Source organism: Chitinophaga sp. CF418, assembly GCF_900142925.1.
Classification (GTDB): domain Bacteria; phylum Bacteroidota; class Bacteroidia; order Chitinophagales; family Chitinophagaceae; genus Chitinophaga.
In genome coordinates this window covers 87,877-104,605 of the sequence record NZ_FRCN01000014.1, presented here as the reverse complement: position 1 = coordinate 104,605, position 16,729 = coordinate 87,877, and the positions used below count along the sequence as shown (strand labels likewise).

At 45.8% G+C, this 16,729-nt stretch carries 16 protein-coding genes; 9 read left to right on the top strand and 7 right to left on the bottom strand.

The genetic code is table 11. The annotated features are described in order from the left end of the window. Positions 1 to 120: 120 nt before the first annotated feature. Positions 121 to 489: a hypothetical protein gene (locus F3I09_RS26795; RefSeq protein WP_149698132.1), complete on the bottom strand. Its 369-nt coding sequence runs from the start codon at positions 487 to 489 to the stop codon at positions 121 to 123. A 76-nt stretch (positions 490 to 565) separates the two neighbouring features. On the opposite strand from F3I09_RS26795, the gene F3I09_RS26790 reads away from it, so the two are divergent. After that, a complete protein-coding gene (locus F3I09_RS26790; RefSeq protein ID WP_089828829.1) occupies positions 566 to 796 on the top strand; it encodes a MoaD/ThiS family protein in 231 nt (76 codons plus the stop codon). Positions 797 to 798: 2 nt separating this feature from the next. Here the strand turns inward: F3I09_RS26790 and F3I09_RS26785 are convergent, their stop codons facing one another. Then, on the bottom strand, positions 799 to 1,182 hold the full coding sequence (locus F3I09_RS26785) for a hypothetical protein (protein ID WP_149698131.1): 384 nt from the start codon (positions 1,180 to 1,182) through the stop codon (positions 799 to 801). Between the two features lie 358 nt (positions 1,183 to 1,540). Between F3I09_RS26785 and F3I09_RS26780 the strand changes: the two genes are divergently transcribed. Continuing rightward, positions 1,541 to 1,957: a molybdenum cofactor biosynthesis protein MoaE gene (locus F3I09_RS26780; protein ID WP_149698130.1), complete on the top strand. Its 417-nt coding sequence runs from the start codon at positions 1,541 to 1,543 to the stop codon at positions 1,955 to 1,957. 69 nt (positions 1,958 to 2,026) lie between these two features. Here F3I09_RS26780 and F3I09_RS26775 read toward each other — a convergent pair whose 3' ends face one another. Together F3I09_RS26775 and moaC are read right to left on the bottom strand one after the other, a co-directional pair. Then, complete coding sequence (locus tag F3I09_RS26775; protein WP_149698129.1) at positions 2,027 to 2,611, bottom strand: molybdenum cofactor guanylyltransferase; 585 nt, start codon at positions 2,609 to 2,611, stop codon at positions 2,027 to 2,029. 10 nt (positions 2,612 to 2,621) lie between these two features. Further along, complete coding sequence (moaC, locus tag F3I09_RS26770) at positions 2,622 to 3,104, bottom strand: cyclic pyranopterin monophosphate synthase MoaC (RefSeq protein WP_149698128.1); 483 nt, start codon at positions 3,102 to 3,104, stop codon at positions 2,622 to 2,624. A 43-nt stretch (positions 3,105 to 3,147) separates the two neighbouring features. On the opposite strand from moaC, the gene F3I09_RS26765 reads away from it, so the two are divergent. The 3 genes from F3I09_RS26765 to F3I09_RS26755 all read left to right on the top strand — a co-directional run bounded on the left by F3I09_RS26765 (position 3,148) and on the right by F3I09_RS26755 (position 7,397). After that, entirely contained in the window at positions 3,148 to 4,353 is a 1,206-nt protein-coding gene (locus tag F3I09_RS26765; RefSeq protein ID WP_149698127.1) for a molybdopterin molybdotransferase MoeA, read from the top strand. Between the two features lie 370 nt (positions 4,354 to 4,723). Further along, positions 4,724 to 6,163 (top strand): DUF1800 family protein, encoded by a 1,440-nt coding sequence (locus F3I09_RS26760; RefSeq protein ID WP_223233396.1) that lies wholly within the window; start codon positions 4,724 to 4,726, stop codon positions 6,161 to 6,163. Between the two features lie 25 nt (positions 6,164 to 6,188). Continuing rightward, positions 6,189 to 7,397 (top strand): DUF1501 domain-containing protein, encoded by a 1,209-nt coding sequence (locus F3I09_RS26755; protein WP_149698126.1) that lies wholly within the window; start codon positions 6,189 to 6,191, stop codon positions 7,395 to 7,397. Here the strand turns inward: F3I09_RS26755 and F3I09_RS26750 are convergent. From F3I09_RS26750 to F3I09_RS26740, 3 genes are all read right to left on the bottom strand, one after another. After that, positions 7,394 to 7,891: a hypothetical protein gene (locus F3I09_RS26750; protein WP_149698125.1), complete on the bottom strand. Its 498-nt coding sequence runs from the start codon at positions 7,889 to 7,891 to the stop codon at positions 7,394 to 7,396. The two genes, F3I09_RS26755 and F3I09_RS26750, sit on opposite strands and share 4 nt — an antisense overlap. A gap of 126 nt (positions 7,892 to 8,017) precedes the next feature. Continuing rightward, positions 8,018 to 10,063, bottom strand: coding sequence for an OPT family oligopeptide transporter (locus tag F3I09_RS26745; protein WP_149698124.1), 2,046 nt, complete (start codon positions 10,061 to 10,063; stop codon positions 8,018 to 8,020). Between the two features lie 450 nt (positions 10,064 to 10,513). Next, positions 10,514 to 12,223 carry a peptide MFS transporter gene (locus F3I09_RS26740; protein ID WP_149698123.1) on the bottom strand — a complete coding sequence of 570 codons (1,710 nt, stop codon included), beginning with the start codon at positions 12,221 to 12,223 and terminating at the stop codon, positions 10,514 to 10,516. A gap of 207 nt (positions 12,224 to 12,430) precedes the next feature. Between F3I09_RS26740 and purD the strand changes: the two genes are divergently transcribed. The 4 genes from purD to F3I09_RS26720 all read left to right on the top strand — a co-directional run bounded on the left by purD (position 12,431) and on the right by F3I09_RS26720 (position 16,555). After that, complete coding sequence (gene purD / locus F3I09_RS26735) at positions 12,431 to 13,708, top strand: phosphoribosylamine--glycine ligase (protein WP_149698122.1); 1,278 nt, start codon at positions 12,431 to 12,433, stop codon at positions 13,706 to 13,708. A gap of 364 nt (positions 13,709 to 14,072) precedes the next feature. Beyond that, on the top strand, positions 14,073 to 15,095 hold the full coding sequence (locus F3I09_RS26730; protein WP_012787871.1) for a rod shape-determining protein: 1,023 nt from the start codon (positions 14,073 to 14,075) through the stop codon (positions 15,093 to 15,095). Between the two features lie 66 nt (positions 15,096 to 15,161). Further along, complete coding sequence (gene mreC / locus F3I09_RS26725) at positions 15,162 to 16,049, top strand: rod shape-determining protein MreC (protein ID WP_188133971.1); 888 nt, start codon at positions 15,162 to 15,164, stop codon at positions 16,047 to 16,049. Continuing rightward, positions 16,046 to 16,555 carry a rod shape-determining protein MreD gene (locus F3I09_RS26720; protein WP_149698120.1) on the top strand — a complete coding sequence of 170 codons (510 nt, stop codon included), beginning with the start codon at positions 16,046 to 16,048 and terminating at the stop codon, positions 16,553 to 16,555. The genes mreC and F3I09_RS26720 overlap by 4 nt, the downstream gene beginning before the upstream one ends. Positions 16,556 to 16,729 lie beyond the last annotated feature (174 nt).

The window sequence follows — 16,729 nt, the reverse complement described above, 5'->3', positions numbered from 1 at the left end:
AGGAATATGTCATATTTTATCATCTATCGCAAAAGATAGTGTCTACCCTGAACTTTTCAAGTGTAGAAATGAGATATTCCGCTCTCCCTGTTTGAAATTAATTGCCGGATAAGTGTATGATTAACAGCTGCTTGAAGGATTGTCGAAAGCATTGCTGTCATCCTCATCACGTTCTGTCAGACATTTGAAATCTTTCTCAACGAGAATATTTAACACAGAACCGTCTGCATTAGGAATTTCGGCGGAGAAGCCCACCTGTTCGGTATCGGTCCATTCCTGCACCTGTTCTTTCGGGAACGAAAGATGTATTGCGGATGATTCTAATTTAATAAAAGGTGCATTGCTGCCGGCTTTAGCCTTAATACAGAAATGAAGGTTACCTGCGCCGATGGTAGTGCTTTCTTCCACTTTTCCATCAGCCTTCAGTACTTCTATGTCTTTTTTATCCAGCCTGTAGCGGATGCTGTTACCCCTGATCCTGATTTTCATCTTATGTTTATTTGATATGTCTCCTGTTTAAAATTACTACATTATCGTAGCTTTATCCAAATTTCATACACGGGATATGCGCATTTTACTATTCGGCATCGCGAAAGATATAGCAGGAGCGCCTGTTATTACGGCAGAGGGGATTACATCAGTAGCAGCACTCAGGACCTGGTTGTATACAAAATATCCGTCACTGGAACAGTTACGTTCCCTGATGATAGCGGTAAATAAAGTGTATGCTAATGATGAGGATGTATTACAACCAGGAGATGAAATTGCGGTGATCCCACCGGTGAGTGGTGGGTGAGATCATTTGTTTAATGAAGTGATCATTTTTTTTATTCGTTGTATCCGGGCGTCCATGAGCTGTTTGTTCAATAGATTAATATCCTTATTGGTTGCAAGTGGATATTTTTTTAAGGCGTCAATTTTTCTTATAATTTTTCTCTCTTCTCTCATATTTTTAATATTCCCGTATCGTTCTACAAAATATGTTCTTATTTCGTTTGCAACATTGGATAGATACACAGAAATGGATGGAGCTGTCATTATCAAGTAAGGTTTTAACCAGTAAGTGTCCGGAATTTCCCTGGCAATTACCAGCATCAATGTGCCGCTTCCTGCACCAACGATATTAGCATAGGTCTGAGTACCATGTTTTGATCTGGTATCTTGATCTGTTAACTGATTCAATGGATGATAACTTTAATGTTAATAGGATAGAGAAAAAAGCGCACGATTGTCCTTCGGGGAAGCATTTACAGCTTTTTGCCCTTCCAGCTCTTATAATGTTTCGGATTAGCCAGGAAGTCTTTGATCACCAGATCGACCCAGGCTTCCCACAGTTTCATTTCTTTGTGAGATCTGACAATAAACTTGAAAAGCGGAATGATTGGAGATAGTATGCTTGCTATGCACGCAATCAATATAATTCTCTCTACTATGGGATACATGACAAACAAAGTTTTAATGCACCAATATTATATCATTTCCATTGATCTATAAAAAATATTTTCCTTCAAAGTAATTAAATTCGCTTATTGATATTACGATGAACAAACTAATAAAAATAGACAGCAATGTAACTGTTCAGCAAGCGCTCGACTTCGTGGAAGGGCCTGACTGTGGAGGTGTTGTAGTGTTCTCCGGAAATGTAAGGAACATCACCAAAGAAAAAAAAGTGACCAGACTTTTTTTCGAATGTTATGAGCCGATGGCATTACTCGAAATGGAAAAGATAGCAGATTATACCATTGAAAAAATGGGTGTAAAAAGGATTGCGATCTTACACATTGTTGGTGAAAAACAACCGGGAGAAGTAGTGGTTGTTATTGCTGTTGCAGCACCACATCGCGCAGCTGCGTTTGATGCATGTGAATATGCAATTGATACATTAAAGGAAACAGTACCTATCTGGAAAAAGGAATACTTTGAAGATGGCGAAGTATGGGTTGCGGCACACCCGTAAAAATATCTGATCACGAATCATGAATGATACAACGACTTTTCTGTTTTAATTCCTGATTCGTGATCCTGGTTAATGTTTGATCTGCTCTTCCGCTTCTTTCATTTCTTCCGGCGTATTTGCATTAAACTGTTCTGCTGAAAACGGGTTTTCTATCTGCAAAATATCCGACTGCAGCAATGTCTTACGCGGACAATTCTTTCCTTCATCAAAATTATGCTGCAGCTTTTTTAAGCCGGAAGGTTCCCATATTGCAATCAATGGTTCTGGTAAATGATTGACAGGGCTGATCAGTGATGTAGCATCTTTCAATACCTGTCTTTGCGATACGAGATAATGAAGGCTCTGTTCACTGATGAGTGGAAGATCTACTGCCAGCACCAGCCATGCTGCATCCGGAAATGCGGCATGCGCACTGAGCAATCCTACAGAAGGTCCATTACCCTCGATGCTATCAAAGATCATGGGTACATCATCACTCAGTGCAGGTCTTTGTTCTTCCCTGCAGGAAAGATATACATCGGGTGTAATCTTATGTACTAACTGATAAAGATATTGCCACTGCGGCATGCCGTGATAGGCAATCAGGCTTTTATCCTGTTGCATGCGTGTACTGCGGCCGCCGCAGAGTATGAGTCCTTTTAATGGCGCTGTCATCGTACTGTTTTTAAAAATCCCTTTTGCCACCTGTTTTACTCAGCAGACGTGTCTGCCTGATCACCATCTCATGTGTAAATGCCTTACACATATCATAGATGGTCAGCGCAGCGACACTGGCTCCTGTGAGTGCTTCCATTTCTACTCCTGTTTTGCCGGTGGTTTTAATTGTGCAACGCACTACAGCCTCTTCACCTTCCAGTTCTATTTCCACCTGGCAACCATCCAGGAGTAAGGTATGACAAAGAGGTATCAGATCCGGCGTTTTTTTCGCAGCCATGATGCCAGCCAGTATAGCGGTCTGGAATACCGCACCCTTCGCGGTATGAAGATCTTTACCGCTGAATTGCTGCCTTACTATCTCCGGTAGAAATACCCTGCTTTCTGCTACTGCCACGCGCGTCGTTTCTGTCTTCCCGCTTACGTCCACCATTACCGGTTGATCAGCTGGATTAAGGTGTGAAAATCCCTGTTTAGTTGAATCATTGCTCATAATGGAATAAATTTACAACTAAAGCCACCAAACAACCAAAAGAATGCTGATAGATGTAAGCACCGCGTATGCCGCTGTAATGGATACCGTTCGGGATTTTGGAACAGAGCAACTGCCCTTTACCGCTGTTACCGGCCGTATTCTGCGGGAGCCGGTATTGTCTGATAGGGATTTTCCTCCATATGACCGGGTAATGATGGATGGCATTGCTATAGACTATGAGAGCTTTGCAAAGGGACAGACTGTCTTTGGTGTGGAAGATATGCAGGCTGCAGGTATGCCCCGTAAGCAATTATCCAATACAGCTAATTGTATAGAAGTAATGACAGGCGCTATAATGCCTGAACTGACAGATACCGTGATACAGTATGAACACCTGACTGCCACAGAGCATGAGGGCTTCAAACGTTTTACCATCAATACTGATGTTGCAAAGGGGCAACATATCCACCGGCAGGGCTCGGACGCTGCTGCCGGCCAGTTAGTGATCCCCACAGGCACCCTGTTAACTGCTGCTGAAGTTGGTGTACTGGCTTCTGTGGGTAAGGCACTGGTCAATGTAAGCCGTTTGCCCAGGGTTGCCATTATCGCTACCGGCGATGAATTGGTGCCGGTTACAGAAACACCGGAAATGCACCAGGTCAGGATCTCCAATTCCTACAGCCTCGCAGCAGCTTTAACGGAACTTGGTATTAATGCTGAATGTTATCACGTGTATGACAATGAAACTGCTATCAGGCATTTATTTGAGTCTCTGAAGGATGCAGATGCCTGGATCTGTACGGGCGCAGTATCCGCTGGAAAATTTGATCACCTGCCGCATGTCCTGGAACAAATGGGAATGCAGCAGATCTTCCATAAAATACAGCAGCGGCCAGGTAAACCCTTCCTGTTTGGTCAGTTTGAGAAGGGCCCTGTAGTATTTGCCCTGCCCGGTAATCCGGTGTCAGGCTTCATGTGTTGCTACCGCTATGTACTGCCCTGGCTACGTGCCTGTCTGCAATATACAGCTCCGCCTGTTCCTTATGCAGTATTGGGTACCGACATAAATTTCGCTGCACCGCTGACCTATTTCATGCCTGTTCGCCTGCATCCTACTGCTGACGGACAATTGGTCGCTCTGCCGCCTCCCTACCACGGCTCCGGCGATCTGGCTGCATTGCTGCAGGCGGATGGTTTCCTGGAATTACCTCCGGAAAAAAGTGTATTCGAAAAAGGTAGCAGCTATCCGGTTTGGAAATTCAGGTGAGTATCCGATGCGTTAGAACCATATCCCGGTCGTGTAATGGTGTAAATCGTGGCCACGTCGTGTTTATACCCCCGGGACAAACCTGGGAACGGGTATATATCCGCTGCATTGAGCCCCGTCAGCGTTATGTTGTAGCGCCGGGTGGTACCCCCGGGGCACCATAATACCGGGAATATGATTCCGGGAAACCATATTGGTGACCGCGTTGTCATCCCGCGTTTGTAATTGTATGTTCATATTCGGGCATTTGTGGTTGTGTGTATAATCATATACTACTTATCCCCCTCTTAACAATTTCGTCACATTAAATCTTGCATCCGTCATTAAACTTTCTCCATTCACCGATGTCAAACCCGAAATCTCATCCTATATGGCAGCTGTTCCCGAGAATCTACAAATGCAACATCTTGCGTGGAGGGCCGGTTTCGGCGCTTCACTTCCCGTTATCGAAGACTGGACCCACAAAAAACGGCGGCAGGTGATCAGCAAGATCCTGACCGGTCCTGATAAAGATATCCAGACCCCCTTGAAAGTGATGGACGAAACGGACCTCCCTGAGCGGACAAAAGAAATGTCGGCGGAGGAAAAGAAAGAACTGGCTAAAATGAACAGACAGGGGATTAAAGACCTTAACCTCTCTTGGTTATACGAAATGGTGCAAACGCAACACCCATTGCGTGAGAAGATGGCGCTGTTCTGGCACGGACATTTCGCATGCCGTACACAGAATGTTTTATTTAGTCAGCAGCTGTTGCAGGTGATACGCGAGAACGCATTGGGTAATTTTGGCACCCTGCTGACGGCAGTTTCCAGGACACCTGCCATGTTACAGTTCCTGAATAACCAGCAGAATTATAAAGCGCATCCAAATGAGAACTTCGCCCGTGAAGTGATGGAACTGTTCACCATGGGACGCGGACATTACACCGAAACAGATATAAAAGAAGCTGCCAGAGCTTTTACCGGTTGGGCATATGATAATGAAGGCAACTTTGTATTCAGGGAAAAACGGCATGATAACGGAGAGAAAACAGTACTCGGTAAAAGCGGAAATTTCACTGGTGATGATATCCTGAAAATATTACTGGAACATAAGGAAACAGCAAAGTACATCACTGCTAAAGTATACCGTTATTTCGTAGACGAAACGCCTGATGAAGCAAGAATAAACTCCCTGGCAGAAAAGTTTTATTCATCTGATTATGATATCGGTGCACTGATGCAACATATCTTCAATGCAGACTGGTTCTATGATCAACAGGTCATTGGTAAACGTATAAAATCACCGGTGGAACTGTTAGTAGGTTTACGTAGGACCGTGCCTGTTAATTTTGAAAGAGAAGAAGTGATGTTGTCGTTCCAGCAGGTATTGGGACAAGTGCTTTTTTATCCGCCAAATGTTGCCGGCTGGCCCGGTGGACGCAACTGGATAGATAGCTCCAGCCTGATGTACCGCATGCAGTTACCGAAGATGATATTGTATGAAAAGGAGTTCAACATCACACCAAAAGAGATCACTCCTGAAATGGGCATGGGCAACTATAAGGCAACCATGGAGTTGAATGAATCTGTGAAAAGGCAATACGCCAGGAAGATCAGGGGAGTGATCAACTGGGATCTTTTCTTAAAAGATTATGAGAAAGTACCGAGGGAAAAACTCGCAGATACTATCACCGGTTCTCTTTTACTGGCCAATAAAAATGTGAACAAGCAGCTGCTGGAAAATTATGCAGATGTTTCTTCCCGTGAAAATTATATCAAAACAGTTGCAATAGCAGTAATGAGCACACCCGAGTATCAGTTGTGCTAATGTATCCACTTAAAAAATTAAGTTTATGCTGATCTTAAACAGACGACGTTTCTTACAGGTAGGATCATTAGCTTCGGCTTCACTGATGATGCCGAAATTCCTGAAAGCATTGGAAAAAGATAACCTGGTGCCCGCCGGCAATAAAGTATTGGTTGTAATACAGCTCTCCGGAGGTAATGATGGGTTGAATACAGTGATACCTTATAGGAATGATATTTATTACCGCATGCGTCCTACGCTGGGTATCGGGCGTGCGAATGCCTTATCTCTCACTGATGAGATGGGGTTACATCCTGCATTGAAAGGCTTAAAGAGCCTCTATGATGAAGGATCGTTGGCTATATTGAATAGTGTTGGTTATCCCAACCCCGACAGATCACATTTCCGCTCTATGGATATTTGGCAGTCTGCCAGTTCCTCTTCTGAGAACTGGACAGATGGCTGGATAGGAAGGTTCCTCGATGCTCAATGTAAAGGCTGTGATAAACCGGTACAGGCGCTGGAAATTGACGATACCCTGAGCCTGGCTATGAAAGGTGATCTGCAGAAAGGATTGGCCGTTAAAGATCCTGATAAGCTGCAGGCAGCTGCTAATGACAGGATGTTCAGGGAATTGCTGCAAAAGGAAAAGAAGACAGTGGAAGATGATCACCAGCCTGTGGATTACCTGTATAAAACCATGAGTGCAACCGTTTCATCTGCGTCCTATATCAAAGAGCAATTCAAAGCATATAAGACAAAAGAGATCTTTCCCTCAACAGAACTGGGAAAGAACATGCAGACCATTGCAAGGCTCATCATGTCTGATATCACTACAAAAGTATACTACGTATCCCATGGCGCATTTGATACGCATGTCAATCAACTGGCGGCGCAGCAGACGCAGTTGGAGCGGCTGGATGAAGCCATTACCGCATTAACGAAAGAGCTGAAGAATAATAACCGTTTCCAGGATGTGGTAATTGTCACATTCTCTGAATTCGGTCGCCGTGTAGAACAGAATGCGGGCGGAGGTACTGACCATGGTACGGCCAATAACATGTTCATGATAAGCGGAGGACTGAAACAGCAGGGGCTATTGAATGAAGCTCCCGATCTGGAACATCTGAATGAAGGAGACCTGCAACACAAAGTAGATTTCAAGAGCGTATATGCCACATTGTTAAAGAAGTGGCTGGAGGCTGATGATGCCGCGATCCTTAAAAAGCAGTATGATCACCTGTCGTTTGTCTAATTACTTGTGACGATAGCTCTTACAAATCCGAAGCTGGCATTTCTGGGAGATAAGGTACCAGTGGTATCAATGAGTGTGCCTGTAAATGAACCTTCGATCAGGCTGTCCTTCACATTGGTAATTGAAAAGGTGAATGTGCCGAAACGTTGATTGGCTATCTGGGAAATGTTAGCCTCCGGGTAGTATACAGATATCGAGTTGCCATCCTGTGAGTAAAAGGTGCCTTTTGTCAGGCCATCTGTACTTCCGAGCAATGTGATATTAACTTGTTCATCACTGATCCCCTTGGCTGTGATCGTTAGTTTGTCAATATCATTGTTCGGGTCTGTATCAGTAAGATCTGCCACAGAAATAACCGCAGAAGGATTTTCGGCAATCACTATCAAACTATCAAGATCAAAGGAAATGAATTTGCGAGCTACTTCGTTCTGCTCATCTTTTTTGCAGGAACAGAAGATCAGTACCGCACAAAGAATGGTGAAGGTTATGCGCATAACAACAGGGGTTTTTGTTATAACGCAATAATAAGCAGTTAATTGCAAACAGGAATAAGGAAAAACAAGGATCAGGAATTAATGCGAAGCTTTGGCATTGAACTCCTGATCCCTGTTTTTTTAGAATTAATTCTTATTCGCTATCCTGTACAGCACCCAACCCATCAGGGCGAACATGGCTGTACCCAGGATGAAATAGCCACCGTGGCCAAATATGCCAGCCAGTGAATGTTCCATATTTACAGCAGCTAGTGCAGTGGATGTACTGTCAAAACCAGCCAGTATCGCAATGATCACACCAGCTACAGCGCCGCCTGCCACCAGACCGGTAGCAAACAGGTTACCTTTACCCAGCTCTTCTTCCTCAGCAGACAGATGTACATTCTGTTTCTTACGCTTCTGATCTACCAGTCCACGGATAGCACCACCAACAAAGATTGGGAGGGTGGTAGACAGTGGCAGGTAAGCACCTACTGCAAAAGACAGGGATTTGATACCGCAGAGCTCCATGGTGATAGCCAGGAAAACACCTGCCAGTACAAATTGCCAGTCAAGATTGTAAGACAGGATACCTTTAGCCAGCGTAGCCATCAGGGTACCCTGTGGTGCAGGATAATAGATACTGCCTATTGCATGGTCAGTTACACCATTAGCGATCATGGCTGCAGTAGGCTTATCCAGGAACTTCACAGTCAGACCGATCACAATAGAAGAAACGATCGCACCAATGAAGAGGGATAACTGCTGATACATTGGCGTAGCACCCACGATATAACCAGATTTCAGGTCCTGTGAAGTACCACCGGCATTCGCTGCTGCGATACAGATCATACCACCTACTACCAGGGCCATCGGCTCGTACACTTTACCGCTCCAGCCTACCGCAATAAATACCAGACAGGTACCCATCAGGGTGGCAATGGTCATACCGGAAATAGGGTTGTTGGAAGATCCGATCAGGCCCACGATACGGCTGGACACCGTTACGAAGAAGGCGCCGAAGATAACCACCAGCAGGCCTACCAGCAGCTTTTTACCGATGGAGTCACCGGGTAACTGTGGCAGGAACGCCATCAGGACGATCAGGGCAATGCTACCAAACAATACGATCTTGATATTGAGATCCCTTTCAGTACGTGGTACGCTGCCATTAGCATCTCCACTCACATCGTCTTTCTTCAGGGAACCAATGCTGCCTTTAAAAGAGGATATGATAGTAGGAATAGTTTTAATGAGTGTGATGAAACCACCTGCTGCCACTGCGCCGGCACCTATCTGACGTACATAGGCAACGTAAACTGCAGCGGAGAAATCGCCGAAGGTATGCGTGGCAGGATTCCAGTCTCCCTTACCTCCAGGTGTGCTGATATTGGCCAGGTAACCCAGTTTCACCAACTGAGCGGCAATAGCGTCAGGAGGTACCAGGAATGACAGCAATGGTATTAACACCAGCCATGATAAGACACCACCTGCTACCAGTACCCCAGCAATGCGAGGACCAATGATATAGCCCACACCCATATACTCAGGAGTGATATCTGCACTTACACGGGCAGATGAGAAATATTTATTATACTGATGGGTCATGTAAGAGGGTGTCTCCGCGATGACATGCAGTACCTTCTGCAGAAAAGCATAAGCAACGGCAAAACCAAGTCCATAGAAGGCGGTCTTAGCGAAATCGCCCCCTTTCTCACCAGCTATCAACACGTCGCCACAGGCAGTACCCTCAGGATAAGGCAGGGTTTCATGCTCCTTTACGATCAGTGACCGGCGTAGCGGGATCATCATCAGCGTACCCAGAATACCTCCGAATATAGCCAGGGTCAGAATGGTCAGATAATTGAAGTACTGTGCACCACCGCCGTCTGAAAGGAAGAGAAAACCCGGTAGGGTGAATACTACTCCGGCGGCAATGGACTCGCCGGCTGATCCGGTGGTCTGAATGATGTTGTTTTCGAGAATAGTGGTTTTAAAGAATTTCCGGCCGAGGGTAATAGCAATTACCGCAATAGGGATAGAGGCGGAAACGGTCAAGCCTGCTCTTAACGCCAGGTATACGGTGGCGGCTCCAAAAATAATCCCGAATATACAGCCCAGTACAATGGACTTCAGTGTAAACTCCTTCATATGCACCTCGGGTGCAACGAAAGGCTTGAATTTATCTGCCATAAATAGGTTTGATAAGTATAGATTTTTGTTGATTAAGAGGCAATATAAGAGAAAAATCCCTTTTAGAATCAGGACTTAGCATATTTACACAGGCGGCAGCCTGTTTTACAGCCTGTTTATAGTCTTCCGTTGCAATTCGTAAATGTTATTGATAATCATTTGTTTATAACTTATAAATTCAATTTAGATGCAAGATGGTAGGATCTTTCCTCGGTACTTCCATATCGCTTCACCGTCATTTCCATATCATTTTACCGTCATCTCTATATCGAACCGATATACATATGAGCCTAAAGTGATGATGAAATGACGGTATGGCGATATAGAGATATAGAGATCAAATCAAACCCTTATTGATGTTGAGTCCTACGGGCTTGCCTTTTTAGGCAATAAAAAACGGTGCAACCGTAGAGGCTGCACCGTTTTGCAATAAACTAATAAGAAAAATGCTTAATAAGACCCCGTTTTCTCCTTCACAACCCGGGCTATCCACTTGCTGAGTATCAGCATAACCACGCCAGCGATGCCGGCAGAGATCACAAGGATCAGGAAGTAGCTCGTCTTATTGGTGAAGTTGTCCCAGAAGGTAGCCATCAGGCCGGCTACTTTACCGGCAATGGCGTTCACCAGGTACCAGCCACCCATCATAAGGGCTGTTACACGGGGAGGAGACAGTTTAGATACCATGGATAAGCCGATCGGGCTCACCAGTATTTCACCAACCGTGAATACTGCATAGGTGCCAAAGAGCCAGGCCATGGAGCTTTTATCTATATATACATTTGTCATGGAGGCTGCAATCACCATCAGCAGGGATGAACCCGCCGCCAGGAAGATGCCGATGGCAACCTTCACCGGGGTGTTAGGTTCCTTACCGCGTTTAGCCAGCCAGCCGAATATTCCTATTACAAGGAGACTGAAGGCCACGATAAAGAATGGGTTGATAGACTGGAAGATCTCAGTGGAGATGAGTCTTAACTTGTTGCCCTCTTTAGGCCATTTTTCCTTTGGCAGGTTCTGGAAGTAGGGGTCAGCGCCCTGTACTTCGATCGTATTGCCATTGGCATCCTTGATAGCGCGGAAGTGCTCATCTATCTGGGTTACCTTATGAGGTTCGGTGGTCACGGTCTGCAGCATACCGAAAGGCTGAGCTGCGTTTTCCATGGCCGGAGACATCTGGCGGTCAGTATACTGGTCAGCCCAGATAGTAAGACCGGTACTGTTCTGGTTATAGATGACCCAGAATATGATAGCCACTGCAAAAAAGGCCAGCAGGGCGCCCAGACCGCGTTTATCTTCTTTCTGCTTTGAAGTGGTAAACAGGCGGATGTAGAAGATAATGATAGGCACGCAGGCAAACAGGAAGGCATCGTTGGATTGAGTACCGAACAGCGTGTGTCCCAGTAAGCTGGGGCTGCTGATAAAATAACCGATCGCAGCAGCGAGAATAGCCGGTAGTAATGCGCTGCCCAGAATCTTGGCGGTGGACATTTCGTCCGGAGAGGCTGGTTTCCGCACATCTCCTTCAGCGATCGTCTTCAGGTTGGAAGCGAAAATAGCCAGGCCTACCAGCATGCCTATACCCGCAGCGGCGAAGGCATGTCCCCAGCCGTAGTGGTTACGGAGGTAGGCGGCCACGAAGTTGCAGATGAAGGCGCCGATGTTCACGCCCATGTAAAAGATGTTGTAGGCCACGTCTTTTTTGGCCTTGAGGTCTTCCCGGTTGTAAATATTACCGAGGATGGTACCGATATTGGGTTTGAAAAAACCGTTACCGATAATGATCAGGCCAAGGCCTGCATACATGGCCAGGTCACCGGGGAATGCAAGGGAAAAATATCCGGCTGCCAGGAGGAAGCCCCCCAGTATCACCGCCCTTCGGTAACCCAGATAGCGGTCGGCCAGCAGGCCGCCGATGAAAGGAGATAAGTAAACTAATGCGATGTAAGAACCGACGAGGTCCGCTGCTTTGGTGGTGTCAAACCCTTTACCGCCGTTGGAAGATGGATCGACAAGGTAAAGGAAGAAAATGCCGATCATCAGGTAATAGCCGAAACGTTCCCACATTTCCGTAAAGAAGAGTACGTACAATCCTTTGTGGTGCCCCTTGCCCCTCGGGGCGGGCGTGATTACAGGCTGCTCAACAGCAGTTTGAGTCATAATAGATCTGTTTAGTTTGTTGTTTGTTTATGGTGTTAGTCAGTCCTTCGAATCCAGCAAGATAAATAAATTCAGCTTTTTATCGGGTAAAATGGTGTTTTTGGTCAAATTTTGGCCTTTCTTTGCAAAAAATTTGGAAGAACGGGCTGATTGGAAGGTGAATGTAAAATTTCTCAGGAGCGAAAAGCAGCGAATTTATTTTTTCATATGAAGATATTACTATTAGGAAGTGGTGGCAGGGAACACGCCCTGGCATGGAAAATGGCACAAAGCACTTATTGTGAACAGTTGTTTATTGCCCCGGGAAATGCCGGTACGGCCCAATATGGCCAGAACCTGGACATCGCTGTGTCGGATTTTGAAAAAATAAAGACCTTTTGTATTGAGAATGCTATCTCCCTGTTAGTACCGGGCTCGGAAGAGCCGCTGGTAAAAGGTATTTACGATTACTTTCAGCAGGATGCCGCTTTACAGCATATCCCGGTGATGGGTCCATCTGCCCTGGGCGCCCAGCTGGAAGGCAGTAAAGCATTTGCGAAGCAGTTTATGCTGCGCCATGATATCCCCACTGCTGCTTACCGCGAGTTCAGTGAGGAGAATTATGAAGAAGGCGTGGCTTATCTGCGTGCGCATTCCCTGCCGATAGTACTCAAGGCCGACGGACTGGCAGCAGGTAAGGGAGTGGTGATCCTGAACGATCATGAAGAAGCAGTGGCAGAGTTTTCACAGATGATCAAAGAAGCGAAGTTTGGCGATGCAAGCAGAAAAGTAGTAGTAGAGCAATTCCTGACGGGGATCGAATTGTCAGTATTTGTACTGACAGACGGACATTCCTACAAGATTCTGCCTACTGCAAAGGATTATAAACGGATTGGAGAAGGAGACACCGGCCTGAATACAGGCGGTATGGGCGCTGTTTCCCCTGTTCCATTTGCCGGCAAGGCTTTTATGGATGTGGTGGAAGAACGCATCATCCGCCCTACAGTAGCGGGACTTGAAAAAGAGCAGATTGCCTACAACGGGTTTATCTTCTTCGGATTGATCAATGTAGACGGGGAACCGTTTGTCATAGAGTACAACTGCCGTATGGGAGATCCCGAAACCGAGGTGGTGATGCCGAGATTACAGAACGATCTGCTGGAACTTTTCAAGGCCGTACAGGAAGGACAGCTTTCTGCACAGACAATTTATGAGGATGCCCGTGTGGCAACCACTGTTATGCTGGTGGCAAAAGGCTACCCTGAAGCATACGAAAAAGGAAAGGTAATCAGCAACATACCGGCGCCTACGCAGGATCAGTTGGTGTTTCAGGCAGGAACGAAGGCCGTTGGAGAGAATATCCTCACTAACGGAGGCCGTGTACTGACTATAACTTCCCTGGCAGCTGATCTGGGCATTGCGTTGACCCACAGCCGGCAGACTGCTGAAATTATTGATTTTGAAGGCAAATATTACAGGAGGGATATTGGTTTCGAGTTCGTGTAGCAGATGTTCATTTGCGCCTTTCACGCCTTGCCGGCGCGAAAAGTGTAGTCTGGACCAGTGTCCCGTTTAAGTATCGGGAAGGGTCGGAGGGACGACCAGAGAGAGCATAACTCATTCATAAAGAGCACACAATTAACACAGACCATTTTTCGTTTAAGCGTTTTCGAGAGTCATTACTATGCCGGCCGTGTACCTTGCCATTAAATGTTGCAACTTATTAACCGGCTCATCAGATACAACAGATACAATAAAGAAGATTTTTTAATATTTAGTTGTATTATTGAGAAAACAAACAATTTTTAGATTGTATATTCGTTGGAATTATTCATTTTTGCACACAATAATATTTTGACCATATTAAGCAATGGGGTTCTTTAATTTTTTAACACAGGAAATAGCGATTGACTTAGGTACAGCTAACACGCTGATCATACACAACGACCAGGTGGTGGTGGATGAACCTTCCATTGTAGCTATAGAGCGCGCAAGCGGTAAAATCGTGGCAGTAGGAAAGAAGGCCATGATGATGCATGAGAAGACACACGAATACCTGCGTACGATCCGCCCCCTGAAAGATGGTGTGATCGCCGACTTTAACGCAGCTGAGGGAATGCTTCGCGAGATGATCAAACTGGTGTATCCCAAAAAGCCCTTATTCTCCCCTAGCTGGCGTATGGTTATCTGCATACCCTCCAGCATCACAGAAGTAGAAAAACGCGCCGTACGCGACTCTGCTGAACAGGCAGGCGCTAAGGAAGTGTTCCTCATACATGAGCCTATGGCAGCTGCCTTAGGTATCGGCATTGACGTGGAAGAACCAGTAGGTAACATGATCATCGATATTGGGGGCGGTACCACTGGTATCTCCGTGATCGCCCTGGCTGGTATCGTTTGTGACCAGAGTATCCGTATCGCCGGTGATGAATTCACTGCCGACATCATGGAGGCTCTGCGCCGCTATCATAGCCTGTTGATCGGTGAAAGGACCGCTGAACAGATCAAGATTCAGATCGGCTCCGCATTGAAAGAACTGGATAATCCACCAGATGATGTAGCTGTGAATGGCCGTGACCTGGTAACAGGTATTCCTAAACAGATCATGGTATCCTACCAGGAAGTAGCAGAAGCCCTGGATAAATCCATCTTCAAGATCGAAGAGGCTATCCTGAAAGCACTGGAAACTACGCCGCCGGAACTGGCTGCAGATATTTACCGCAGGGGACTGTACCTGACCGGTGGTGGTGCGCTGCTCCGTGGACTGGATAAACGTCTTACTCAGAAAATCAAGTTGCCTGTACACGTTGCGGACGATCCGTTACGCGCCGTGGTAAGAGGTACCGGAATAGCACTGAAACACGTAGGTAAATATCCGTTCCTAATGCAATAATATCAGGAAATGTACAAGGCAGCCACTTAACTGCCTTGTACACTTTCTACTAAGAAAATATATCCTGTGCGTAATCTCATCATTTTCTTTAGGCGCTATTTTAATTTTTTTCTGTTTCTGCTGCTGGAAGTGATTTGCATTGTGCTGGTATTCCAGAACAACGATCTTCAGAAATCAGCCTACCTCAACTCCGCCAATAGTCTCAGCGCCAGGTTATACGAACGTTACAACAATGTGGAGTATTACTTTCACCTGAAGGCTACCAATGATAGCCTGGTGAAAGAAAATGCCCACCTCCATAATATGTTGCGCACCAGCTTTGACAGCGTTTCTGTTAACAACATCGTTAAAGTAGATACCATCCGCCATTACAGCACCGACACCACCCGTAAAGTGATCGGCACTGAAGTTCGCCGCTACCTCTACAAGGAAGCCAAAGTGGTAAACAACAGTATCAGTAATCCCATTAACTATATTACTATCAGACGGGGCCGCACAGACGGTATCAAACCCAATATGGGTGTTGTGGGGCCCAGTGGTTTAGTCGGCGTGGTACGTAGCGTTAACGATAACTATGCTGTAGTGCTTTCCCTGCTGTCAAAGGGCCGCAACTTCGGTTTCAGTGCCCGCCTGAGCTACAGCAAGGAAATGGGAACTGTACGCTGGTACGGTGGAGATGCCGGATATGCAGTGATGGAAGATGTACCTAAAAGTGTGAGGCTGATCAAAGGAGACACCGTAGTAACAAGCGGTTACTCTGCATTATTTCCGGAAAATATCCCTATTGGCTACGTGGAATCATATTCCCTGGCAGATAAATCCAGCACCGCCTATACCATCAGGATCAAACTGGCTACCAACTTTTATAATCTTCAGTATGTCTACGTCATAGACAACCTGCTGAAAGAAGAACAACAATCTTTGGAAGACTCAACCTACAGGCTTATTAAATGAGTATACTGTTAAGAAATATTATCCGTTTCGTGCTCTTACTACTTCTACAGGTATTTGTACTGCAGAAGATCCTGTTACACCAGCTGGTAGGTCTTAACCTGTACATGTTGTTCGTATTGTTGCTGCCATTTAATATGCCACGCCCTGCGCTGATGCTGCTGGCGCTGTTAATGGGCCTTAGTCTGGATATGTTCATGAACACCATGGGTATGCACGCTGCCGCCTGCGTATTCATCGCTTACCTTCGCCCGTTCATCATCAACGTACTGTCTCCGCAGGGTGGTTTTGAAACAACCCAGAAAACACCTTCCATGACCAGCATGGGAGTTTCCCAATTCCTGACCTATATCGCAATCCTGGTATTCCTGCACAATCTGGTGTATTTCCCGCTGGAAGTATTCAGCTTTGCGAGTTTCTTCTATCTGCTTTTGAAAATCCTTTTATCAACAGCGGCCAGTATCGTACTGATCGTGTTGTACGAGTTACTGTTCTTTTCCAGAAAGTAGACAGGGAATTAGTCCAGAGACCATATTTTTTAGATGATTATGTTTTGTTAAAATAAAGAACGACAACAGATAGCACAGGACGTAATATCTAACTTTAGAAAAAATTGAAAGTCATATTATAAAGCAACAGGTCGCTTGCTTCATCTTTCTGCCAGGATGGCGGGGGAGGCCGTG